Genomic DNA, 25643 nt, shown 5'->3' with positions numbered 1-25643 from the left:
TGGCACGTTCAATGAAATTTTAAAACAGATTCTATATCTTTCCGGTATTTATCCCGATTAGAAAAACCCTGATCGGTGTAGTAGCCATACAGAGTCACCACGTCTTCGCCTTTGCCTATGATGATCACTTGCTTATGTTTATAATCTTTTCCCATAAAATAAATGTTGTCATCAACGAAATATTCAACAACATGGTCGGCATTGAATGTCTTTTTTGCATATTCGCCACCTTTATCGTCCACAATTTTATCCTTTGCGGCATAGTATACTTTCTCGAAATTTTTATTTTCTATATCCCTATCGGATGATTTATTATAATACCTCATATCTATATTCATTTCCAGTGAAAGTTTCAAATGGAGCATCACTTCCTTTATCATGCTTTTTTTCCGGACTGAACCTATTTTTGGATCATTATGCCAACTAGCTTCTTTGTCATATATCTTCACAAAAGAATCCCATATTAACAGGCAATGCCTGTCTCTGGATTCGAAAATCCCTGTCATAGTTGTATGAAGGCCTGCGACTACTCCTGATCGAGGGTTTTTATACCTGAAATTTTCAGGTATCGTAATGTCGAAACAAACAGTTTCAAATGCAAAAGTTTTGTTGTAAGGCATGTCAATCAGTTTCAGGGAGTCGGTATAATGCGTAATATCGGGATATGTGTAACCGGCATCGTAACCGCCTGCCCTGCTATTGGCACACGCGTTGATAAAAACATATGCATCAAAACGGTCTTTCGACAAGAAATAAAACTGACCTTTTCCCGCACCGTCTCCTACCATCCGGAAAGTATACAAATCGCGTCCCAAGTCATTACTTTTGCAATAAAACTTGTCTAAAACAATGTTTTTTGCCGACCTTTCAAAACTACCATGCACAGGTTTAGGCAATTTCCCTATTCCGGTTATCAGATCATTCCTGAACAAGTTAAAAACACGGTCGTATGATTTTATCTCACCGCCCCCCACATGAAAACTCATCGACCAAAAATCATCAGGATAGTTTTCGGCAATATGACTTCCCAGGCTTTCAATTTTCATTAAACCGCTCAAGCTGTATCGGACGTGGTGTGTCCTGCTCAAATGCAGGCTATGTGCGAAAATAACTACACGGTCACTTTCGCCGGGGGCATAGTGTGCTATCGCTTTCTGAAAAATTTTCCACATAACACTGTCGCGGTCGATGCTTTTATCCTCGTTTCCATCATCTGTTGTAGGAACATTCAGCGACAAAAGATCTAATAAAAAACGGTAATCCCTTTCCCGCATCATCGATTTCAACTTTTTTTCGGATAGGATGGATTCTGTTAATCTGCTGAACTCAAATCTTAAAGTGTCTCGTTGTTTTGTTTCTATTCTGTGTTTATTGACAATAATATTACTTTTATAATTAAGATTGTCATATTCCAAAGAACGCATTTGGAGTAACAATGGGTTAAGGAATTGCTTATCGCGGCTCAAATTCTTATGTGCCATGAAATAATGATAAAAATTAGATTTATCCGAACGCAAATCCAAACCGACAATATGTATCCTATCGCCTTCCTTCCGCGTGGTGTTTATTTTCCGTATCTGATCCAGAAAATCCACCATATCAGCGGCATCGGAGAGAGACGAGTTCAAATCTTTCAATATGATATCGCGGTAGCGATAGGGATGTACTCCCTGCACATAAAGATCCCAGTTCAGACATACATCAACCGGACCCTCAAAGCAGATCAGTTTCACGTTTTTATCAAGTAGTTTCTGTGCGATTTCGGCTTTTTCCTTAAATAGTGTCCGACTTCCATGTACGGATTCACCGAGTCCGATGATTTTTTTATTGTTCAATTCATCTAATAGTGTAACTTTTTTCAGAGGAAATAATGATGCTGCGTCGATATCGAAATCCAAAGACCGGAACCACTCATCTATATCCTGATTTTTGGCCCGAAAACTGGCATCTACTATTTGAAAGGAAATAGTATCGGTTTTGTATGTGCTTCGTCCATCAAGTGTTATTTCCATCCATTCGGTATCGGTATTGTTAAATTGCAAGAGGTTGTGTCCGTCGGGTTGAAGTTGAAAGACAAGGGAGTCGATAAATCTTTCCCTTTCACCGTATAAATATAGCTTAAGCGACAACGAATCCAGCCTGAAGCTTTTAAAATCAAACGAAATGAAAACAGTGTCCTTGGGCAAGGGAACGCTGTGTTGTAATTCGAACTGTAAGAAACGATGATTTTGAAAGAGGAAGTTCGGCTCGTAAATGGCTTCAAACAAATTACCTGATTTTTGATCGATTACACTTCGAAATCCATTAGGAATATAATGCCAGCACTCAAAATCACGGAACTGTTCGGTCAATTCCTGAGGTTTTGTTGTAAAACAAACACACATCAATATGCATGATAAGATTAATCTCATTCTGTTGTAATATAATGTCGCACTTATACAATACGTTACTGTTTCAAAGTTATACACAAATTTTATATTTTCTCGCAATTTTATGCAAAAAACATACGTAACTACTCAGCCCCCAATTTTTGAAACTTGAGTAATAAATATTCCATTTGGTATAAGGGGGGTGCAATTTGAGTTATTCGTTTGCAAAAACCCCGATTAACCCTTCCGGTGTAACAGTTTCCGCGCTTATACTGAAATTCGTGCATCTGCTGTTGTTATAAAATGTTATTTTTGCATTGCCGTTTTCGTCGGCTGTTACCGTGGGATTCCAGTATAAAGTGCGCCGATAGTCATTTGGTTCAGGTGGTAAGATAGCGTAGTTAGGGCTGTAAAATTCACTCACCTCGCTATATCCTTCCAACCATGTTTTCCGTACTCCTTTGGCGCCGCTGACAGGAATTTTCCCTTCATACGTTTCTATAAATACCACACAGCTATAACCAGAACAGTCAATATTAACTCCTTTTGGTGCGTAATGACATATTATGTCCCGAGTTTCATTGATATAAACAGATTTAATGGCATCAATATTCAAATATTGATGTATGTAACTGTCGAATTTCGGGTCATTATAACTGGCGTGTTTATAATTGATGATAAAAAGCGGTGGCTGCTGTTTGTATAATAATTTTTCTTTGTCAAAAACACTTTTAGTAAAATGCTTATTCATTTTCATCAATAACCGGTCTAAATCATTACCTATATATTCGCCTTGGTCAAAAATATTATCCATTTCAGTGTGTACATCATAATAGGCTACCGATGTGGAACGGTTGCGTAAAATATCCCGTGTTTTCGTATTTCTTTTGCCTATTACGGTCACTTCATCTAATAGATGCGTTTTTTCATCTATTCCCAAACCGGCCATTGAATCTCTATTAGCGGTGAGAGACAAGTCCGAATCATCATTCTCCTGTCCGGCTAATTCTTCTTCACCCATGGGTTCGTTATTTTTACCGGCAGTGATCACCTGCATATCTGCATAGCGATACTTCTTCCGTTCGGGGCTAAACGCCCTGTCCAATAATATCAGGTGGTCTTTCTTCTTTCCTTTTTCACTTACCGTCAATATCATGCTCCACCTGCCGGGTAAATCCGACACAAAAGAGAAACCTCCCTGTTCATCGGTAACAAGGGATTTGATAAAATCACCGCCAACCGCATTTTCTTCCCTTTTTTTAGTCAACATCATGGAAACATCAACCTCTGGCTGTGGCTTTTGTCTGACTAAGGAAACCACCTTTCCGTGAATTTCGATTCCTTGTTCCGGAAGATACTTTATGTCAATCGGCTCAAGTCCGGCCATTTGCTTCCACGGATAACGTCTCCAACCCTGTACCATCAGTAATTCATCAAGCGCACGTTCATCGCCTTTTTCAAAATAATATACAGGATCTCGGACAAACCCCCTAATTTCCGACATCAACAAAAGGTCGGTTAAAATATTTTGTCGATGTAAAACCTCATTTTCGCCATCCCTTACCGAAAAGGAAAAAACGGCGCTTAACGGATTCGCCTTCTTATCGGTTACAGATATTTCCATATTGACCTCTTCGAAAGGTTTGTATGTGGATTTTCCGCTTTTTATTTTGAAATGTAAAAGGTCGTTATTCAAAAATTCTTTCATTTGGATAAACACCAAACGGTCGCAAAGAACCTCTCCATTTGCATTGAACAATACAATTTGCGAAACTCCGGAAGAAAATTGTTTCTTATCTATTTTAAAAACAAAATCGGCTTCTTCAACGTAGGAGAAAAAAGCGTTTTGTAGTTTTCCTCCGTTTAAGACAGCTATGCCGAGTATTTCCGCAGGGGTAGAGGCGTTTTTTCGTAGCGTAACGCCAACACTGTCGGTATGCGATAAATGATCCACCTCCATCACAACTCCCTGCGGTAAAGCGGTGGGCAATTCAAACCTGTATTTTTTTCCGGCGTATTCAACCTCGGCAATATCCCTTTGTCTCCTATCCACATCTGTCGGGGTGTACGTGAAAACACCCCTTCCTTCGTGCAGGGTAATGATGCGGCATACTTCCCGGTCCGTGGCGTCCCTCACCACACCTGTGACATCTGCCGGATTCCCGATTTCATCCGTAGCCTCAAAAGCAACACGTGACGCAACTCCCTGAACCAAATTGCCCCCTTCGGGGAAAAAGCGCAAATTTAATTTTTTCTCCTTTTTCTCAATTTTGCGAATAACCGTATAATTGCGAATACCCCATCGGGTAAAATTCAACATGCTTTTTTCTTCAAAATTGCCTTCTTTTTTGGGTATGTCGAAGACAGGTATCAATCGTGAAAAGATAATGTCTTCATCAAAATTAAGCATATACTTAGTGTAGGCGCGAACTTCGAAAAAACCCGAATAAAACGGAAGGCGATTCAAAGTAAAATCACCATGACACACCCCGTCCTCAATCGGCAAAATTCGTTTGTCAACGATTTCACCGCCCGGATTCAGCAGTTCCACATACAGCGTTTTGCTCAATAGGCTTAATTGGCGCTGCCCCGAAGTAACATAACATTTAAACCAGATTTTATCGTTCTGATAATAAGATGTGTTGTCGAAGTGCAGGTACACCTTTTCCTGCGGAATATTTTTGGAAAAATTTTGAAGCGCTTCAATATATGGAGATAACTTTTTTATCTCCATATCTAATTCCTGTCCAAATACCTGGGTGCCAAGGATCAACAAAAAAAACGACAACAGATATTTCATAATACCAAAGACTATCCGTTGAAAAAACCTGTCACATTATACGGAGAGTTATTTTTTCAATTCGATTTCATCAGGCGTTTTCTGCGCTCGGCAAAGTAAATAAATTCACTTTACGCTCGCTTAACGAAAACGTTCTTTTACCCGGATATTTCTGAATTTAACCACAGAGTTGTGCCCTAAAAAAGCGATATGACCTTTTTCGTAAAATAAGGTAGCCGGGATTTTATCGGCAGGAGTTCCTTTTGTGGCTTCCCTTAAGTGGCCGTCCACAATAACCGTTCCATTAAGGATAACCTTAATATGATCGCCATCCGCCACTACCTCCTGGTAATTCCACTCTCCTGCGGGTTTCAGGAAACCTCGCTTTGCGGGTATCCAGCCATATACCGATCCATGGTACTGATAGGGTTTTAAGTCTTTATACATAGGAGCCTCATTATCCAGTATCTGTAATTCCATTCCATCGTATCCACTTGGAGTGGTCACCATTTTATGCCGCAATCCCAATCCGTTATTTGCCTCCGGAGTCAACAGAAATTCAAAACGCAAAATAAAATTATCGAATTCCTGTTTTGTGTACAAGTTGCCATGTCCTGTTTTGGGGTACATGACAATACAACCGTCTTCCAGGACATATTCATCCGTATTACTTGTCCATTGCGACATGGATGTACCATCAAAAAGAATCTTGTACCCCTCTTTTTTTTCTTCTTTCGACAGCCGGAACGTACCCTCTTTATCACTTGTCTGTGGAACCTGACTCTCTTTGGAGACATGGCAAGAGGTAGCTATAAGTAAAAAAGTAACAATAAGCGCTGTATATTTCATCTTCATTATTTCATTATTTTTAAGTTCCGGGCATCCCATTTGATTGCTTTATCTTGCAAATAGCTTTCATAGCTTAGCAGTGCCGGCGCGGCTGTACGGACAGCAAAAAGGACATCCGCAGTCAGAGGCTTGTTATTTCTGATACCGTCGATAAAATTGAAATGATGGTCATAATGGCCTCCTTTGTATCCCTCCTTCACCGAAAACAGATACTCTCGGGAAGAGACCTTTTCAGGGCTTTTCATCCCTTGTCCCAACTGTTCCAGTACCTGCAAATCACGGGGATCAACATCTCCCATCGTCTTCAGGACAACGTTGTCCCAACCGACATCCAGCGTCCCTTTGGAACCGACAATCCGGAAATCCATGCTACCCCATTTTTTCGACACTCCGTCCACATAATTGGCGCCCAACTGTACCGTAAAAGCGCCTAAATTATTCCTGTCCGGATAATCGAAATATCCCAGCATAACGTCAGGCGTATCTCGTAAACCATCGGTATAATAACGTATTCCTCCGGTAGTATATACCTTTTCCGGCCCTATTGCATCCATGATATAGTGAATGCTTGAGAGGACATGCACAAACAGGTCTCCGGCTATGCCCGTACCATAATCCTTCCAGTTTCTCCATGCAAAGAAATGCTGGGGATTGAAAGGTATTTTAGGTGCGTTTCCCAGGAAACGCTCCCACCAGATTGTCTCTTCCGAGGCATCATCGGGAGCTGTAAAGGAATTCAACCTGCCCGGAGCCGCCGTAAATTGCCCGTCAACAAAATTAACCGCTCCGATAACTCCCTGTTGGACCAATAACCGGGCTGCCCTGTTCCCTAACGAAGCCATACCCTGGCTGCCCGTCTGAAATAGTACTCCGCTTTTTTTCTGTGCTTCGATCAGGGCTTTTCCCTCTCCCAATTTATGAATGACCGGTTTTTCACAATACACATGTTTGCCGGCATTCATTGCTTCAATGGCTATAAGCTGATGCCAATGGTCGGGTGTGGCGATGATTACCGCATCGACATCCTTCCGTGAAAGAATTTCCTTATAATCTTTTGTAACGAAAAGCGCATTTCCCCATTGTGCCTTGGCATCCTTCAAGCGCTTATCGTATAGGTCACACACACCGACAAGCTTCACCCCGTCAACCGACAAAGAAGTGTTGGTATCTGAAGTTCCCATACCTCCCTTGCCTATCAGGGCGATATTAACAAAAGAATTGGGAGATACCGATTTTTTCACCTCATTACTCCACTTGCTTCCTGCTGCTGAGAGCAATGAGGGAGTTGATTGAATGGCTACAGTGCCTATAGCCATTTTTTTTAGAAAGTTTCGTCTGTTTTGCATATATATATGATTTAAAAGAAGAAGATGCTTAGAAAGAGTAGACGTCTCCTAAACATCTTCTTTAGATATAGTAATTTAGACATTATATACATTAAGCTACAAAGATATCAATTATCAGAGATCGTCAATGTATATAATGCAATTTAATCTATTCTTCCCCCAACACATTCAGTTCGGATATATCACATCACGCACGGCGCGCCAAAAAACTGCCGTGAAAAAAATCTCACGGCAGTAAATAAAAAATCGTCAGTTTATTTTTTCGAGAATACGTTGGTTGGTGTTCAAATCCATTGTAAAACGATAATAACCTCCTCCAAAACCAGCGGGTCGAACATTGATATCGGTATTCGTTGCCGTAAATCCCGCAGGCGCTACCAACGTCAATGGAGTTCCGGGAGGATCCGACCAGGAGCAAAGATTATGCTTTATGGTAATCCAAAAGGCAGAAGACTGAGCCGCCGATGTGATATAGATCGATGCCTGAAATCTATTATTACCCAACGGTTTCATATATGCCGCAAATCTTACTTTTGCAAGTCCCCAACAATATCCTCCGCTGGATCCTCCAAGATCGGAATTCCATACGGGAGCCTGAGTGAATCCTTGCCCTCTCAACCAGTAAACACCGGTTGTACTACCGTTACGTTCATCTTGTCTAATCCAAAAATAACGGTACTTATTTGAATAGTAAACATCCCACTGACCTGTTTCTCCTGTAAATGTGAGTGTCTGCGTTGCCGGATCCCATTCCATGAAATCACGGTTGTATACGGCAGAAATATCTGCGGTAGAAAGAGCCGGCACATCTATTGGCTTGCCTTTCTCAAAATATACTCGTTTATAAACGAGGTTATCATTTAATCCTGTACCCTTAAATTTCGACAAGTCGATCAAAGAGGGAGATTCCACATATACCGGAACCTCTGTATATACGCCCGGATCTTCATTTAAGGCCACTCTTATGGTAGCTTGACCAGCTCTCATAGCTTTAAAAGTACCATCTGTTACCGACACGATAGAAGGGTCGGAAGAGGTTAAAACGAGTGATTCGTCTCTCACACTATAATTTACCGGCAGGAAGGATGTGGTCAAGGTCGCGGTCTCATCCACTATTAAATCTATAGACGATTGAGATACTACAATGTCCGTTATCCGAATTTCGGGTACATCTACCTTGATTACTCTTTTTACATCCGGTTTTTCCACCGATGATACGGTAATTTCAGTGCTGCCAAAATCAACAGCTTGCAATACACCTGTAGCTTCATCTATTACAATAATATTCTCATCTTTCGATTCCCAGACTACGTTGAATGGTATTCTTTCATTGTAATTTTCCGGTGCGGCTATCGGTTTCAAGGTCATCGTCTGTCCGAGCAAAATGGACAATGATTCCACCTTTACGAGATTAGCAGCATTTACTACATCAATCCCGGCAAGTGGAAGATACTCAACAACATCTACAGGTATTGTCCTTTTTAAACCTTCACTACTTGTTACATAAATAAAACATGAACCGTCGCCGATAGCCCGCGCCAAACCTGTTGAGGTAACCGTTACAACAGCTATATTGCTGCTTTCCCATTTAAAGGTTTGGCTGGTAGGACTTGCAGTGATTTGAATTTCATCGCCTTCTATCATGCTTAAATCCGCATGGGTAACGAAAATGTTGTGTTCAATATCTCTGTCGGGGCCTTTGGCACAACCGGAAAGCATCAAACCAACAAAAACAACGATGCCTGTTAGATGAAATAAAAATTTATCTTGAATGTTATTCATTTCATTGTAGTTTTAAATATTATTCTTCTATACGTATCAACCTTTCTTCTACATCTCTCCAACTGCCAAATTCTCCGGTAGTGACGTTCTTTTGACGGAATCGGTAGTTCAACCAGAGCACCCGCTGTTTTGTAAGACCTTGCACCAACGAAGGATTGTATCGGTTATAACCGGGAGCATTAGAAAGCATTTCTACTTCCATCATGGAACTATCATATGGGGAAACAACGACGGTGCTATCGGCATTTATCTGGACCACCACTGATTTTCTGGCAATATCTTGAGGGGTTGTATCGTCATTATACAGCTCATTACCAATAAACATCCTCACTTTGTCCTTTGCCAGTGGATGCACCAATTTTGTTCCACTCATTACAACAAGGGGATTTGAGAGTTGACCGCTTTTCCGGTAATAGGTTTGCGGATACTGGGTTGCATAGTCATTCTCGATAGTAACACGAAACAGAACGTCCTGTTTTTGCTCATTTACTTCATACTCGGATACGCTTACGATTTTCAGAGGAACGAAATAAACCGAATCCGGCGACAACCCATCCGGCCACACTTTCACGTCCATCCGTTGATAGTGATAATCCGATCGGGCAGGTATTGTTACCGTGTACGAGGGAATTTCGTATTTAGACTCCGGCAATAATTTGGCATATTGACTCTCGTAATCATAATTTATCTTGTTGTACCTGTCTAACATTTCAGGGCTCGGCTCAATTTTCACCACAACCGGCTTATCGTTGGTGTTGGAACCTCCGCATCCGACAGTAACATACTGTACCGGACTTTCTTCGTTAAGCGTGTAGGATGCTATAAAAACATTCTCATTCCCTTTACTTAAAAGATAAACCAAATTTTTATAGTGCTCATCCTTATAAATGGATTCACTGTCGCAACCGACAAACTGTAGCATGATGAGACCCGCAATGAATATTTTTATTGATATTTTCATACGATTATTTTATTTTTTCTTTTCGGTGTATGGAACTCGCAATCATCATCATCTTGGGTGTAATGAGGTTCATGCTCGTTTCATATTATTTCCTATTAATATTGATAACCGGGATTCTGATCCAGAGAAGGCGACTTTCTTACCTCGTTCAAATTAATAGGAAGAAGAATTAATTTTTTATCCACTACCCTATTTCTGGCAACCACCTGATTAACCGGAACTATATTGTAAAAAGCCAATCCGTCAGCGTCCATGTCCATACCCATAATGGATTCCCTTTCTGTTGTTTCATACTTGCCCCAACGTCGTACATCCCAGAAACGAGCGTTTTCATGAAGTAATTCAACCATACGTTCTGTTTCTATCAATTTTTGCATCGTTTCCCGCGAGGAAAGTTCTTCAGGAGTCAATCCCGGCAAACCTGCCCTATAACGAACCATGTCGAAATATTTAGCCATTTCTCCCATATCTCTCGATAGCGTATAGGTTTTATTGTCGCTCCCTTGAATGGTATGGGTGGTGGTCAGATTATTCAATGCTTCCACATAAGCAAGCAGGATTTCGGCATAACGTATAATGGGATATGCCTTTGCCACGCGCCGTGAATTTTCGTATTCGGTACCTTGGCCGGTGAGTCCCCATGAATCTTCAGGATGTACGAACTTTCTCAATGTATAGCCGGTGGTATTTACGTTGTAAGGCAAATTGCGAACTGTGTTTTTGCCCGCGTTACCACTTAAATTATACCAAAATTGCTGGTTTCTTCTTGCATTGTTCGAAGTGGAAAGCATAGGCCAGTGTGCACCGCTGAATCCGATACTTGCATAGAACCTGACCTCACGGTTGATAAACATTTTGTGTACATTTGTTTTCAGTGTATAACCGGAAAAGATACTATCTTTCATTCCATTCCATATACCATCGGTTTCATAAGGATATTCTTTACTTGAATTATAGATGGTACGTCCGTCAGCCATACGAAATGCGTCAATCATCTTTTGCGGTACGGAAACAGTAGCATATCCGTTAAATATTTCATACGGGAAAGCATGCCGCGTATAGTTGAGCAACCCCGATGACATCTGAGCCCATAAAAATTCGGGATTACGCATTACAGGCGATTCTCCGTTGAACATGTCGTGGAAGGATCTGAACACGTCAATATCTCCTGCTCCATCGGGAAAATTAAGTTTCGACACATTATCCGGTAAATTCGGACTGTCGGCACGTCTCTGAAGAACATGCAGCGAATAAAGATTGGTATCGATAATCCGTTTACAAACCGCCGCGGCCTCTGCCCATCTCTTTTCGTCATATTGTTGCGACACATAATGTTTTTTGTCTGTCGACCTGAACCATGTACCATACGTTCTGCGAGCCGCACTACCTCCATTCCACAACGGACTGGCCCTGATAAGCCGTAAGCGGGCGCTCAAACCTAACGCGGAAGCGGACACGGGGCGTCCGAAAAAGCTTGCGGGAACAGTTTCCGGCATAAGGGCTGCCGCGCGTTCCAATTCACCGCAAACATAATCGACAGACTCGTCAAACGTCGCTCTGGACCGGTCATAATAGGCTGTTTCCTCATTCGTTTCCAACACGGCATCCCCCAAAATAACCACGGGGCCATAGTGCATGACCAATCTGTAATAGGCATAAGCCCGCATGAAATAGATATAACCCAACAATTCGTTTTTTTCCCTACTGCCATCTTCCAGATCAACTACTTTGTCGATGTTGGCGAGAATAGTATTCACCCTGCGAATCACAATATACATTTCGGGCCATATATTGAATGACCTGAGATTAGTGGGTGTTATGTTTCCCTGCACGTAATCGAGCGCAGTATAGTCACTTATCATAATCGAAAAAGCTTCATCACAGGCAAATGAGCCTAATTTATCGAATTTCCAACCTTCATCCGGGAATAAAGTAGGTATAGTCCATACATACCGCTCCAAATTTCTCTGGGAAACAAAGATGGAATCCCACTTAAATGATTCTTCAAAATTATCGGCAACATCAAGATAATTGCATGACGGCAATAGCATGATTGCCAAACTCGCACAAATTATTATGTGTTTTAATTTATTTTTCATTTTTTTTATTTTTAAAAGTTCAGAAAAACTTGTAAAGAATATCTCGTCGGTATGGGATAAGCACGCCCATTTCTGAATCCCTGCTCCGGATCCCAATCTTTAATTTTGTCCCAAACATAAAGGTTGCTACCCACAAATTGTATATCAGCCGAAGAGAGACCAAACCGTTTGATAAACTCGTTTCTGAGATTGTAATTGAGTGTAATTTCCTGAAGTCGGAGGTAACGGGAATCATCTTTCCAAAATGTAGACAATTGCGAGTTATTGGCATTGTATCCATACGAAAGTCTCGGAAAACGGGCATTTGGGTTTTCCGCTTTAGAAAGGTCAATGTTGTTTTCCATAGCATACTCTTTCGGGATCCAACGATTTTCCGGATTGTTGACCATTGTCAGCAAATTCCCTATTCTTCCATCGTTAAACGGTACGTAACCGGGGCCATTCACATAAGTACCATAAGCATAGCCAACATGATAAAATGTTGTTTTACCCGTTCCTTTGAACAATACGCCAAGCGACAATTTTTTATATTTTACTTCAAAGCCAAAGCCATACATCAGACGGGGATAAGTAGGATCGGACAAAAAGACCCTATCGTCGGAGTTGATTACTCCGTCGCCATTCACATCCTTATATTTAATATCTCCCGGCCTCACCTTGAATCCTCCAAAAGATTGGGTAGCGCTATTTTTCACATCATCTTCGTCGGCAAACAATCCTGTAGCAATATAGCCACGTATCGCGCCATTCGGGAATCCTTCGCGCATCTGATACGGATACGGCGTAGGAAGCTCTTCCCAATAGTCGATTTCATTCTGAGAATAAGTATAATTTCCTCTAAGCGTAAAATCCCAATCTTCATTGATTTGCTGGGTGAAAGTAAGTTGTCCGTCACTACCGAAACTGCGCATACTCCCCACGTTGCCATAAGGTCGCGCAGACCATACCAGACCCACAAAATCAGGTATTGTTTGACGGCGTTGAAAAATGCTTTCGCGCTGGTCATTGAAGAAGTCAACCACGAACGACACCCGATCGTCAATCAGACGTCCTTCGATACCTACATTGGATTTTATCGCCTTTTCCCACATCAGATTATTGGCGCCAAATTGCGTTTCAGTCACACCATTGAGATTACTACCCCATCCTACATTTTGATTTTCAGTTATGATGGTCATAAATGGGAATCGGAAATTGGCTATAACGTCGCTACCTACCGTTCCGTACGAAGCGCGTAGTTTCAAATGCTGAAACCAGCCGACATTATCCTTTACCCATTGATAATTGGTAGGGACCCATCCTAAAGCCACAGACGGGAAAAACCCGAATTGTTTACCCGGCTCAAAGTTTTCGGAACCCGTGTAACCAAAGTTTAAATCAATCATGTAGGTATCTTTGAACCCATAGGTTAGGCGGCTCGAAAGCCCCTGATACCTTTTAGGCAGGGCTTCCAATGCCCTACGTCCCGGGTCTGCGAAGTCAGCATCGTTTGTATCCTGATGATCACTCATATAATAATAGAGCAATGCGCTTAATCGGTGGTCTTCCGCCACAAGTCTGTCCCATGTCAAAGTGCTTTCAAAATGATATTTTCTGGATATCCGCTTGGAATTGAAATATTGCGGGGTTCTCGCGTCAATAGTTCTTGTCAATAGCAGATCACCCCACACATTACGTCCGGTTGCCAAATACAAATTAGGCAATATGGTGCGTGATTCGGTTTTCCATGAATAGTTGTCATAGGCTCCCTGCATTCTCAGTTTCAAGTTTTCTATCCAATCAGAGAAATCATGTGATATGGCCATCGTTTGCTTTCCCGAATAATTCTGTGCAGAGTATCTTCCTGAGTAATTCAATAACACATACGGTGAAATACCTGCTCCGCCAAACCCTGCACTGTACGCTGCCAATTGTCCGGTTGAATATCTTACGGGTACTGTTATTGGCGTAAGCATCGATTGGGTATTCCACATGGCATCCGTATCGGCATAGCCGGGTTCTTTCCTAATCGACAAGAAACCATCGGTGCCAAAGTATACTGTGGTTTTTTTAGTCAGGTTGATATCCAAGTTCATACGAAAATTGTAGGTATTGTAACCCACAGCGGTCCGTACCGTATTTTCGGGGGCTACTTTGTATGCCGCATCTTCGATGGAAGTTCCCAAGCTGACAAAGTATCGCGCCACATCGCCTCCTCCTTGAGCGCTCAGGTAATAGGTCTGTTGAAATCCGTTTTTCTTCATGATTTCCTTCTGCCAATTCACGTCGGGATACAAATCAGGGTCTAACCCATGTCGGATAATTTTAAGTTCAGCGTCATTGTACAAAATTTCTTCTTCACGCACAGCTCTTGCTTCATTCGCCAAACGGGCATAGTCGTATGCCCCAAGGTATTCGGGCATTCTGCTCAAATTAGACAAAGTATAGTTTACCCTGCCCGTAATTTTCAACTTTCCGCTCAAGCCGCGCTTGGTGGTTACCAACACAACCCCATTCGCTCCACGAACACCATAAACTGCTGTTGCGGATGCATCCTTGAGTACGGAAAAGGACTCCACATCGGCAGGGTCAATGCTGCTCAAGTCACCTTCCAGCCCGTCAATTAATACCAATGCAGAGCTACTTGCTCCGAAAGTACCAATACCACGAATCCAGAACTCGGCAATGTTTTTACCCGGCTCACCGCTTGACTGCATGGTAATCATACCCGGAACTCTCCCTCCAAGCATATTGGATAGAGAGGTTGCGGGCGTTTGCAGATCAGCGACATCCACAGAGGTAATGGCACCTACAACGCTTATTTTGCGCTGTGTACCTAACGCGGTAACCACAACCTCTTCAAGTTCGGAACTGGTAGGTGTTATTAATACCTTGATATTTTTATCTTCCTTATCTACGAGATATTCAACGGTATTATAACCTAAAAATGTAAATACAATGACATCGCCTTTGGATGCCTTAATACTGAATACACCATCTATATTGGTCGTTGTGCCTACAGACGTCTTCCCCTTTAAGTATACACTCACTCCGACCAAAGGCCCCTCTTCGTCGGATACCACACCGCCCATGTTAAATACATTTTGCGCCGAAACAAAAAACGGAAAGAGGCAAAGCAAATAAATGACAACAATTTTTTTATTGATAATTTGCATAAACTTGTGTTTAATGAATGATGAATTATTCTTGCGTTAATTTTCTGATGACATTATTCTCCCAGTCTGCGATGTACATGGTACCATCCGGCAACACGGCTACACCTCTTGGGTTATTGAACAATGCGTCATCGGGGTTGCCATCCTGATAACCGCTTACACCACCCTTGCCAATAATGGTTCTAACCATGCCGCCATCTCCGTTTTCATCAGGAAGGACAATTTCCCGAATACAATGGTTCGCTCTGTCTGCTACATACAAATTACCGTTGGGCGCCACTATCATCTGGCTTGGCCTGTTGAATCGGGCCTCTTTTAGCGGTCCGTCTACCCATCCAGCTTGCCCTGCCGCTCCTGCAAATACACGGTATTCTTTTGTATCAAGGTTATATACTCCAATGCAGTGTATGTTATCAAACGCGATATACAAAAGATTAACATGAACCGGGTCGAAAACGAGATAAGAATCGGCCGAAGCTACGGTTTCAGCCTCAAGTGTCGCTGCTCTGGTAGTAGGATCAATCCTGATAATTTGCCCACTTGAGTAATAACGGGTGTATAACATACCGGTTACCGGATGAGCCGCAATACTGTGCGCGGTTGATCTCGTATAGGTATTATCTGCAAAAATAGAACGTTCCCTTGGCGTCCAACCTTCATTAGGATCAAAAGAGAAATAGACAGCTCCGTTGTCTGAAATTGCCGATACCACGCCATTGGCATCAACAGTGGGCGCGCCCAACGCAAACTTCGTATCCGTATTACTCCCGGGCAACAAGAACTCCGCGATATCTTTTTCTTCGTTAATTCGAATAAAACTATATGGAACGCGCCAATGCGACAAAAAGATATTACCATTCTTGTCCGCTGTCAAGGTAGAAGGGTTATGAAATTCCGCTTCGCTCAATTTACCCGGTTTAAACTGTCCCGTACCCTTTTTCCCGGAAATGGTTCTAACAACGAAATTGACAGTGTATTTAAACTTTTCCTTTTCATACACAACACTGTCTTTTTCAACTACAACGGATATATTCCTTTCTCCGTCGTCCTGTTTGGGGGAATATACATACAGATGCTCTCCGGAAGAGTTTACTACCGTTGCCCGGGTTTCTCCAAAATATACTTTTATTTTAGATTTATCAGTGCCAAAATTGCTTCCCGAGATAAAAACCTTGGTCGCAAACCCTCCCTGCATAGGTTCAATTTCTGTTATTTGAACCGGTTTTGAAGGGTCATATTTCTTCCCTGATTCGTCAGAATCATTACCACACGACAAACATAAAAAAAACAGAACTGCGGTAAAACAGATAACACTTATTTGCTTTCTCCTTTTCATTTTTGCATTATTTTTTACTTGTATTATATTTTGAATTAGACATATACACGAGAATTTATCAGCCATTCACGGATTATTTTTTCTTGTATTCCCATTATCACGTAATTTACTCCGCCCGTAAACCTGGTTTAAAAGCGGCATAAGTAAGTAGCAGGGCGGATCGTCGATTTTCATTTTGGCAATTATTGTTTTACGACATATATATAATTTAATCAAGACCTTGTCTTGATTTCTTAAAAATATGCAACCACTCAGCACAAAAGGATAAATTTCTCTATTTGTTAAGTCGTTATTCCTTCGAGTGACATATTCGTATACTGTATTTTAATTTGTTTATGCAAATAAATGAACATTCACTAGTGTCCGGTTAAGGACGAGTTAATTGTTTATTTTTTTCATACTTCTCTTTTTAATATTTATACACTGCAAAGATAATCAAAAAGATTATGAAATAAACAAATTATAAACATTTTGATCAATAATATCAAATAATAGACGCAAAATATCATATAAATAATGTTTTAGCTTACAAAATGATATCTTATCAATTCAAAATCAAATATTTAGAAAATAAGAAAAAAATTCTTATTTTTGTCTATTACTTAATAATCAATCATATGAATTCAGGGAAGACGCTACTGGCATAACTTATGATGTTCAAATCAGATTTTCAATTCAAGAGATGCGTTGACCGCTATAAGGGAGACTTCCGTACAAGGAAGTTTACCTGTAGCGAGCATTTTCTTGTCATGAGTTTTGCCCAGTTGACAGCCGGGGAAAGCCTCCGGGACATTGAGAATAGCCTGACTGCTTTCTCATCTAAGCTATACCACTCGGGGCTCAGGCCGGCAACAGCTAAACCCATGCTGGCCGGGGCTAACGAGAAGTGCCACTGGCGGATCTATGGCGACTACACTCAAGTCCTGATCAAACAGGCCAGACCCTTATACGTGAACGATCCCAACTTCAGGATGGATATTGACAATATCGTCCCTGTTTGAAAAACGAATATTAAAGAACTCTTTAGTGGCAATAATAATTTAAATAAACAGTCCGATTATCCCTTCCTGCCACTATGAAAAAATTAAACCGGACAGTAATGAATTTAAATATAAAACAAATATATAGTATTATTATTAAATTAAAATCATATTATCTATTACAAATTATTATTTTTGCGTTATTAGAGGATAATTTTATACAAAAAATCATTAAAAGAGTGCTTTATTTTATAAACTAATGTTTTTTTCAAAATCTATTGTAAGAAAATTAAGAGATGACTGCTTCGGAGGATTACTTCTCCACCACTTTGTCGGTCAGCCATCTGGATATCCATACAAATAAGAGTTTCTTGATAAAACTCACACTGATTGAATTATCTAGCCTATCTTTGCAAGCAAAATTACACAAATAAAAGAATTCAAAAATGAAAAGGATCTTTTCAGGCTTGTTACTTTCATGCCTCATTCTCTCCATCCAGGCTACAGATACGGTATATATAAAACAAACAAAAATCCCTGTCCTGATAGACAGGTTGGATAACGTATTATTCTATATGCGTATTGATGCTCAAAACAGCAAAATGTTGGATGAGATAAGGTTAAAACTCGCTGAAAATACTAATCCGAAGGAAATAGCCTCTATAAAACTATATTATGGAGGTACCGAAGCACCGGAACGAATGAATAATTTCCACTATGCGCCTGTGCAATACATCTCAAACCATAACGTGGAAGGTAAGACACGTGGAGCAAATCCCTCCTACTCCATCAAAATAGCAGAAGAGCCCTCACCTGCATCGGAGGTAGTTTTTAAAGCGGCATATGATCTCTTTCCAGGGATAAACTATTTTTGGGTGAGCCTACAGATGAAACCGAGTACTTCTCTTTTATCCACCGTTGAGATAGATTTTGTTTCTGCCAAACTCGATGGGGAGGAGGCTCCCGTCATCAAGCATGATAAACCGGTAACACACCGCATGGGTATAGGAGTACGCCATGCCGGCGACGATGGTGCCGCCGCTTATCGTATCCCCGGATTAGCCACCAGCAACAGAGGTTCACTGCTGACTGTGTATGATGTCCGTTACAATAGCAGTGTGGACCTGCAGGAGCATGTGGATGTGGGATTGAGCAGAAGCACCGACAAGGGGCAGTCGTGGGAAAAGATGCGTATCCCTTTACAGTTCGGTGAATATGGGGGATTACCGAAAGCACAGAATGGTGTAGGTGACCCCTCAATACTGGTAGACACGAAAAACGGAACCATCTGGATCATCGCCCTGTGGACACACGGAATGGGCAACCGGCGAGCGTGGCATAACTCGAAAGCCGGCGTGGAGATCAACGAAACCGGGCAACTTGTACTGACAAAAAGTAACGATGACGGTAAAACATGGTCGCCACCTATCAATATCACTAAACAGGTAAAGGATCAGTCGTGGAGGCTTCTGCTGCAAGGACCCGGAAGAGGTATCACCATGCAGGACGGAACACTGGTTTTTCCGATACAATTCATCGACTCTACCGCGATTCCCTTTGCCGGTATAATGTACAGCAAAGACAGCGGAGAGACATGGCACATTCATAATCCCGCACGTTCCAACACGACCGAAGCACAGGTCGCCGAAATAGAACCTGGCTTACTGATGCTGAATATGCGTGATAACCGGGGTGGTAGCCGTGCTATATCGACCACCCACGATCTAGGACAGACATGGAGCGAGCATGCCTCATCCCGGAAAGTATTACAGGAACCAATCTGTATGGCCAGCCTTTTACAGGTCGATGCCAGGGACAATATCCTGAAGAAGGATATCTTGCTGTTTTCCAACCCAAACTCGACAAATGAAAGGAATAGAATCACCATCAAAGCCAGTCTCGATGGAGGCCTTTCTTTTCCGGAAGAGTATCAGTTACTTCTCGATGAAGAGTATGGATGGGGATATTCATGCCTGACGATGATCGACAAGGAGACTATCGGCATCCTCTACGAAAGCAGTGTCGCCCACATGACGTTCCAAGCCATAAAACTGGGCGATATTGTGCCAACAAAATAGATCAAGACTGATATCCGGAGCTATATCCTCTCCCGACTGATCTCTTCTATTATTTCGGGATTGACCAAGGTAGTGATATCCCCGAAATCAGATTGCTCTCCTTCGGCAATTTTACGAAGGATACGCCGCATGATTTTCCCCGAACGGGTTTTTGGCAATCCTGTCACAAACTGGATCTTATCCAGCTTGGCAATCGCCCCGATCTGATCGGAGATGAGTTGGTTGATCTCTTTCTCAAGATTTTGCCGGTCACGCCATAACCCTGTCTCCTTGAGCACTACGAAACCGTACAATGCATTCCCTTTAATATCATGCGGATATCCCACAATTGCGCTTTCTGCTACCGTCTGGTGCTCATTAATCACATCTTCGATCGGTGCAGTCCCCAGGTTATGCCCGGAAACGATGATCACATCGTCTACCCGACCGGTGATACGATAATAGCCCACTTCATCACGCAGGGCCCCATCCCCGGAGAAATACTTACCCGGAAATGTCTTGAAGTAGGTATCGATAAAACGCTGGTGATCGCCCCAGATAGTTCTTGCGATACCCGGCCAAGGATATTCTATACAAAGGTTACCTATTTGCTGATTGCCTTCGATCTCATTCCGCAACTCATCCATCAATACAGGCTTGATACCGGGAAGAGGCAGTGAAGCGTAAGTAGGTTTTGTAGGTGTGACAAAAGGAATAGCCGATATCACGATCCCTCCGGTTTCGGTCTGCCACCAGGTATCCACCAGGGGGCATCGCTTATTCCCCACATGGTCGTTATACCAGTGCCAGGCCTCCTCGTTGATGGGTTCACCAACCGATCCGATCACCTTGAGAGACTCCAGGCGATAATCCCGGACATATTCAATCTTTTCTTTGGCCAGCGAACGGATCGCCGTGGGCGCGGTGTAGAACTGATTGACCTGGTGCTTTTGGATCACTTCCCAGAAACGGCTATGAGTTGGATAAGAAGGAATCCCCTCGAAAATCACAGTAGTAGCACCATTAAGCAGCGGGCCGTAAATGGCATAGGAGTGACCTGTCACCCAGCCGATATCTGCCGTACACCAATATACATCGCCCGGCATATAATTGAATACATTTTTAAAGGTATATGCAGTATAGACCATATATCCAGCCGTAGTATGTAGCATTCCCTTCGGCTTCCCGGTAGAACCGGAAGTATAGAGAATAAACAGGGGATCTTCGGCATCCATCATCTCCGCCTTACTGGTAGCGGGCGCTTCGTCCAGAAGGGGTTGCAGCCAAATATCACGCCCCTCTTTCATATCAATCCCATGCCCCGTACGTTTTACCACCAGTACTTTTTCTATCGTCGGTGATTTAACCAGGGCATCGTCTACGATACGCTTCAGATCAATGGTCTTGGTTCCACGAAAACCACCATCTGCAGTAATAATAAGTTTACAGGTACAGTCGTTAATACGGGTAGCCAGTGCGTTGGAAGAGAAACCGGCAAAAACCACCGAATGAATGGCACCAATGCGCGCGCAGGCCAACACACTGAATGCCAGCTCAGGGATCATGGGCAGATAAATACATACCCTGTCGCCCTTTTGGATTCCCTGCTCACGAAGCACATTGGACATCCTAGAGACTTCCGCATAAAGCTGGCTGTAAGTGTAATAACGAGCAGGTTCTTCAGGATTGTTGGGCTCAAAGATAATGGCATTCTCATCGCCCCTGTTCGCCAAATGCCGATCGATACAATTTTTGGTGATATTAAGTTTGGCATTTTTAAACCAGGTGAACTCTGCCTTCTCCATATCAAACTCCACGACCTTATCCCATTTCCGGTACCAGGTGAAATTGTTTTCTGCTATTTTCGCCCAGAACTTTTTTGGCTTACGGATCGATTTACGGTATACCTTAAAATATTGCTCTAAGGATTTGATTGAATAACTACTCATATTAAGCCGGATTTTTAATAATTACGGTTAAACAAAAAATATCCGGCAAAAGTTTTATTCTACTACATTTATATCCGGTTTTATTTCGATTTGATATTATCTAAAGCCAATATCTTCTTTTCTCTAAAATTATCTATCCGGTGAAAGGTAAGAAAATTGGCATCATGGTTATTGTTTGCTCCTCCCTGTTTATCGTCGTATGCCGTACGGGAGAGAAAGACGATATCATCACCGTCAAACAGCCAATCGACATATTGAAATCCATGCTTCTCTACATCGGGATGATCAAGCACAATCTGATGGATCGTCCATTTCCTCAAATCGGCCGAACTGCACAACGCCTGTTTATTTCTCACCCCTGCCGGATGCCTCTCCTTATATTCAGAAGAGATATAGTTGGCCAGCATCCAATATCTCTTTGATTTGTCATCGTAACGAATGGTGAACTTCTTACTACCTCCGGGAAGTGGAATAAAGTCCTTTTCAGGATCAAAAGAAGCAGTCTTCCCATCTTGCGATATCCGCGCCACGGCAGCTTGCTCCTCCATACCCACTGGAATATCTACACGCAGAATATCTACCATATTCCCGTCGGGATCCACTACCACATTACCTTCCAGCCATGCCCTGAAATTGCCGTTCAAATAGGCAGGATCAAAAGGAAGCCAATTTGTTTTTTGCCAGTTATCGGCATTCAGCAGGTCTGCATCCATAGGAGCGGACAGTACCATGGCGCTATAGCGTTTTCCCCATTCGGATGTGGGAGCTGTTGCATATTCCACAGCTCTCCAGATACGGCCGTTGTGATAAATCATCGGCATCGGGGCGGTATGGTATTCGCCTTCTAAAATCAATCCGTTGGTTTTCAGGCAAGGGATTGTCCAGGTATGTCCGCCATCTTCCGATTTTCTGATGATCAGATTACCATGATGTTTATTGGTTCCCATCAAATAAAGGTTACCATTATGAAAGAAGAGATTGGACCAAAACTGTCCGTCGATTTGGGTAATTTTCTTCCACGTCAGACCCTTGTCTTTCGATTGAAAAACAAGGGTCTGAGCAGAACGATACTCCGATGAGCGGGGACCAAATTCATCGTGCGAGGCGATATAGGTCCCGTCGGGAAGAACACACAAACTTGGCGAGCCAATGTAGCGCCCGGTCTCTTTACTGATATGATTCACTACAATGCCCGGAGGATTACCGGATTCCTGCGCCATCACAGAGACAGCCATCATCAATACAAAAATCAAATGATTTATTCTAGTCTTCATATCCTTTCTCATTATACTTGTCTAAAAGCATTATAAAACTATGATTTCCAGATACTACTTCTAAATCAGTATCAACGATTTTTACTGTAGCTGTAGTATTAGGAGGTAAGGTCACCTGTATTTCTATTCTGTTGCCGTATCGTTTCCAATGCGTAGTTATAGATCCATACATAGAATTATAATGAGCTTTTACCTCAGTGGGACCATCAGGATTTATCCAGGGATGTATTACAAAATGGCTGCTACCCGAAACGGGACGTTGTATTCCAGCCAAACCTTCAATAAACCAACTGCCCACATATAAATATGAGCTATGTAAAGCCGACCCGTTGCAACGCCAATCTTCAAAGAAGGTACCCGGACCTTTCCGTATCATATTGATCCATCCGGGATAATCTTCTTGGCCAACCATCAGGTTTATCAGGTCGTGCCGGCCGGCATCTAACAAAAAATGAAATAAATAGGCGCCGGCGGTAATACCTCCCCAGAAATGCCCGTTCCGTTTTATCTTTATCTCGTATTCCAGACGTTCCCACACTTTGGTTCGTAATTCGGCAGGAGGGATATCTGATGCCAGCGCCATTGCCAAATAGGCCTGATATCCGTTTACATAACTATTATCTTCCGGATTAAAGAATTTATTGTGTATTGCCCGGCGTACCTCTCCGGCCCTTGAACGGAAGCGCTCTCCTTTACCATTACCAATAATATCGGCAATGCGGGCGGCCAGTTCCAGGTTGTGGATCCAGACACAGTTGTTGAAAAAAAGTGTTTCCGGTGTATCCCCCAACGCTAATCCTTGTTTCTCCATACGCGAGCGCTCATCCCAGGCATTGGGCCATATCCAGTCTCCCAGGAAACTCCATTTTCCTCCCCAACGGACTAGCATATTGTCTTTGGATTTTGTTTCCATGAAGGCTAGCCAACGCTCGATAGTAGGAAAACTTATTTCCAATAGTTGCTTATCACCATATTGTTGGTACATCTCCCAGGGAAGCACTACACTAAAACCGCTCCATGAAGGGCCTCCACCTCCCTGATAAGTAGGTGCGGTATAAGGTATATCGCCGTCAGGCAGTTGTACGTCGCGCCAGTCTTCCATCCATTTGGTATAGAAAGCCCCCATTCCGTAATTTCCCAGCGCAGTCCGGGTCGTAGCCAACGCATCTCCTCCATATCCGCGCCGTTCCCGATGTGGACAATCCACTACGTAATTACCCAAGCTGAGATTCTCGAATGTCCATAATGTTGTATTATAAATCTCATTAAATGCGGGAATATCGCATTCAAAGAATCCTGTACGGCGGTAATCGGGGTGTATCATCCACGCTTTAATATCAGATACAGAAGGTTTGGCAGTAAGCCCTGTAATCCTTATCCAACGCCCGGTCATGTAATTAAAGCGATTGCAGAAAATACCTTTCCCTTGTCGCCCTATACGATATATACTGTGAATACCGTAACTATCGTTTTTATCTTCCCACTCAGAGAACTCGAATTTAATTTCATCACCCGGATTTCCTTCGAATTGTAGCTGAAACCAACCGGCATAGTTTACCCCCATGTCTACACGATATATACCCGGTTCGATTTCTTCAATAGATTGAGGTATCAGTTCCTGATATAAAATATTAGGTTCGCACATTTCGGCCGAAACGATTAATCGGGGAGTAAATACCGTTGCTCTTTCCCAAGTCGAATCGTCAAAACCGGCTTCATTCCATCCCGGCAATTCCAGCATGGCATCATAATATTCACCTCCGAAATGATGAGCATCCCAATAACCAATCAGCCGGTTAGGACTTGGATGCGTTTTCCATGTATCATCGGTTATTATCTGCCGGTGCCCTCCGTCAGGGAACTCAATATCGACCTGTGCTAGCACAATTGGCGAAGCCGGCTTATCTTCCGTTTGATAAGAAGGATAGATCGACCAGGATACACCCAACCATAAGGCAATGACATTTTTACCGGTTGTCAGAAGGGAAGTAACATCATAGGTTATATAGCGTGCCCGCTTGCTGTGGTCCGCTACCGAAGGCATCAACACCGCATCACTTACCCGCTTTCCGTTTATATAGAGTTCATGATAACCAATGGAAGCCACATATATCATTGCATGTTCAGGGAATTGATCCAATTCAAATGACTTCCGAAACCAAGGGTCTGGTTGAGTATTATCCTCGGGTTGAGAAAGTACCTTTCTTCCTGTTGCCTGTGGACTTCCTATCCAATATGCTTTCCAATCGTCGGCAGACAACAGTCCGGTTTGCCAGGTAGCAGCTTCACTCCACGAACTCCATTGATCTGATTCGTCCGCAGTACGTACTTTCCAGTAATACTTGCGTCCTGAGATAAGAGGATCACCTCCGTACACAATATGGTTAGACTGTGATGATTCTACCGGCCCCGAATCCCATATATCGCCTGCATTCCGCTCTAATAATTGTGGTGAGGAGGCTACAATAATATGCCAACCGGTCTGTCTCTGCCCTTTTCCGATAGAATCAGTGGGAGCAAGTCGCCAACTTAGCCGGGGTTTGGGAGTATCGATTCCCTGAGGATTACACAAATACTCACATTGCAAATCGATTGGAAGAATGGTGGCTGCCTGTAAAGACAACATACAATTCAACGAAATGATTAGCAAGGCTATATATCTAATTGTCCGCATTGTGTCAATATCATAATACTATGTTTTAGAACT

General features: G+C 42.5%; 14 protein-coding genes. 2 read left to right on the top strand and 12 right to left on the bottom strand.

Annotation, left to right across the window (positions count from 1 at the left end):
• Positions 1–8 precede the first annotated feature (8 nt).
• From VB073_RS01505 to VB073_RS01465, 9 genes are all read right to left on the bottom strand, one after another.
• Positions 9–2411, bottom strand: coding sequence for an erythromycin esterase family protein (locus VB073_RS01505; RefSeq protein WP_323402373.1), 2403 nt, complete (start codon positions 2409–2411; stop codon positions 9–11).
• Between the two features lie 172 nt (positions 2412–2583).
• On the bottom strand, positions 2584–5169 hold the full coding sequence (locus VB073_RS01500; RefSeq protein ID WP_323402372.1) for a hypothetical protein: 2586 nt from the start codon (positions 5167–5169) through the stop codon (positions 2584–2586).
• 120 nt (positions 5170–5289) lie between these two features.
• Positions 5290–6003 carry a DUF1080 domain-containing protein gene (locus VB073_RS01495; RefSeq protein ID WP_323402371.1) on the bottom strand — a complete coding sequence of 238 codons (714 nt, stop codon included), beginning with the start codon at positions 6001–6003 and terminating at the stop codon, positions 5290–5292.
• Entirely contained in the window at positions 6003–7313 is a 1311-nt protein-coding gene (locus VB073_RS01490; protein WP_323402370.1) for a Gfo/Idh/MocA family oxidoreductase, read from the bottom strand. Before VB073_RS01490 ends, VB073_RS01495 begins: the two co-directional genes overlap by 1 nt.
• A gap of 279 nt (positions 7314–7592) precedes the next feature.
• On the bottom strand, positions 7593–9125 hold the full coding sequence (locus VB073_RS01485; RefSeq protein ID WP_323402369.1) for an Ig-like domain-containing protein: 1533 nt from the start codon (positions 9123–9125) through the stop codon (positions 7593–7595).
• A gap of 19 nt (positions 9126–9144) precedes the next feature.
• On the bottom strand, positions 9145–10086 hold the full coding sequence (locus tag VB073_RS01480) for a BT_3987 domain-containing protein (RefSeq protein ID WP_323402368.1): 942 nt from the start codon (positions 10084–10086) through the stop codon (positions 9145–9147).
• A gap of 95 nt (positions 10087–10181) precedes the next feature.
• Entirely contained in the window at positions 10182–12185 is a 2004-nt protein-coding gene (locus tag VB073_RS01475; protein ID WP_323402367.1) for a RagB/SusD family nutrient uptake outer membrane protein, read from the bottom strand.
• 11 nt (positions 12186–12196) lie between these two features.
• A complete protein-coding gene (locus tag VB073_RS01470) occupies positions 12197–15340 on the bottom strand; it encodes a TonB-dependent receptor (RefSeq protein WP_323402366.1) in 3144 nt (1047 codons plus the stop codon).
• Between the two features lie 25 nt (positions 15341–15365).
• Complete coding sequence (locus tag VB073_RS01465; protein ID WP_323402365.1) at positions 15366–16676, bottom strand: IPT/TIG domain-containing protein; 1311 nt, start codon at positions 16674–16676, stop codon at positions 15366–15368.
• A 650-nt stretch (positions 16677–17326) separates the two neighbouring features.
• Here VB073_RS01465 and VB073_RS01460 point away from each other — a divergent pair.
• Both VB073_RS01460 and VB073_RS01455 read left to right on the top strand, forming a co-directional pair.
• Positions 17327–17677 carry a DUF4372 domain-containing protein gene (locus tag VB073_RS01460; protein WP_323402364.1) on the top strand — a complete coding sequence of 117 codons (351 nt, stop codon included), beginning with the start codon at positions 17327–17329 and terminating at the stop codon, positions 17675–17677.
• A gap of 425 nt (positions 17678–18102) precedes the next feature.
• A complete protein-coding gene (locus VB073_RS01455; protein WP_323402363.1) occupies positions 18103–19734 on the top strand; it encodes a sialidase family protein in 1632 nt (543 codons plus the stop codon).
• Positions 19735–19754: 20 nt separating this feature from the next.
• Here the strand turns inward: VB073_RS01455 and acs are convergent, their stop codons facing one another.
• The 3 genes from acs to VB073_RS01440 all read right to left on the bottom strand — a co-directional run bounded on the left by acs (position 19755) and on the right by VB073_RS01440 (position 25562).
• On the bottom strand, positions 19755–21662 hold the full coding sequence (gene acs, locus VB073_RS01450) for an acetate--CoA ligase (RefSeq protein WP_323402362.1): 1908 nt from the start codon (positions 21660–21662) through the stop codon (positions 19755–19757).
• A gap of 80 nt (positions 21663–21742) precedes the next feature.
• Positions 21743–22936, bottom strand: coding sequence for a sialidase family protein (locus VB073_RS01445; RefSeq protein WP_323402361.1), 1194 nt, complete (start codon positions 22934–22936; stop codon positions 21743–21745).
• On the bottom strand, positions 22926–25562 hold the full coding sequence (locus tag VB073_RS01440; protein WP_323402360.1) for a family 78 glycoside hydrolase catalytic domain: 2637 nt from the start codon (positions 25560–25562) through the stop codon (positions 22926–22928). The genes VB073_RS01445 and VB073_RS01440 overlap by 11 nt, the downstream gene beginning before the upstream one ends.
• Positions 25563–25643: the final 81 nt, after the last annotated feature.

The sequence above is a fragment of the Proteiniphilum sp. genome, from assembly GCF_034927365.1.
In the GTDB taxonomy this organism is placed as follows: domain Bacteria; phylum Bacteroidota; class Bacteroidia; order Bacteroidales; family Dysgonomonadaceae; genus Proteiniphilum.
The sequence above is the reverse complement of the archived record's forward strand: the minus strand, read 5'-3'. Positions and strand labels throughout refer to the sequence as shown.

Coding starts and splice junctions, on each gene's coding strand:
- VB073_RS01505 (WP_323402373.1), bottom strand. CDS start 2,411: ATGAGATTAATCTTATCATGCATATTGATGTGTGTTTGTTTTACAACA.
- VB073_RS01500 (WP_323402372.1), bottom strand. CDS start 5,169: ATGAAATATCTGTTGTCGTTTTTTTTGTTGATCCTTGGCACCCAGGTA.
- VB073_RS01495 (WP_323402371.1), bottom strand. CDS start 6,003: ATGAAGATGAAATATACAGCGCTTATTGTTACTTTTTTACTTATAGCT.
- VB073_RS01490 (WP_323402370.1), bottom strand. CDS start 7,313: ATGGCTATAGGCACTGTAGCCATTCAATCAACTCCCTCATTGCTCTCA.
- VB073_RS01485 (WP_323402369.1), bottom strand. CDS start 9,125: ATGAATAACATTCAAGATAAATTTTTATTTCATCTAACAGGCATCGTT.
- VB073_RS01480 (WP_323402368.1), bottom strand. CDS start 10,086: ATGAAAATATCAATAAAAATATTCATTGCGGGTCTCATCATGCTACAG.
- VB073_RS01475 (WP_323402367.1), bottom strand. CDS start 12,185: ATGAAAAATAAATTAAAACACATAATAATTTGTGCGAGTTTGGCAATC.
- VB073_RS01470 (WP_323402366.1), bottom strand. CDS start 15,340: ATGCAAATTATCAATAAAAAAATTGTTGTCATTTATTTGCTTTGCCTC.
- VB073_RS01465 (WP_323402365.1), bottom strand. CDS start 16,676: ATGAAAAGGAGAAAGCAAATAAGTGTTATCTGTTTTACCGCAGTTCTG.
- VB073_RS01460 (WP_323402364.1), top strand. CDS start 17,327: ATGATGTTCAAATCAGATTTTCAATTCAAGAGATGCGTTGACCGCTAT.
- VB073_RS01455 (WP_323402363.1), top strand. CDS start 18,103: ATGAAAAGGATCTTTTCAGGCTTGTTACTTTCATGCCTCATTCTCTCC.
- acs (WP_323402362.1), bottom strand. CDS start 21,662: ATGAGTAGTTATTCAATCAAATCCTTAGAGCAATATTTTAAGGTATAC.
- VB073_RS01445 (WP_323402361.1), bottom strand. CDS start 22,936: ATGAAGACTAGAATAAATCATTTGATTTTTGTATTGATGATGGCTGTC.
- VB073_RS01440 (WP_323402360.1), bottom strand. CDS start 25,562: ATGTTGTCTTTACAGGCAGCCACCATTCTTCCAATCGATTTGCAATGT.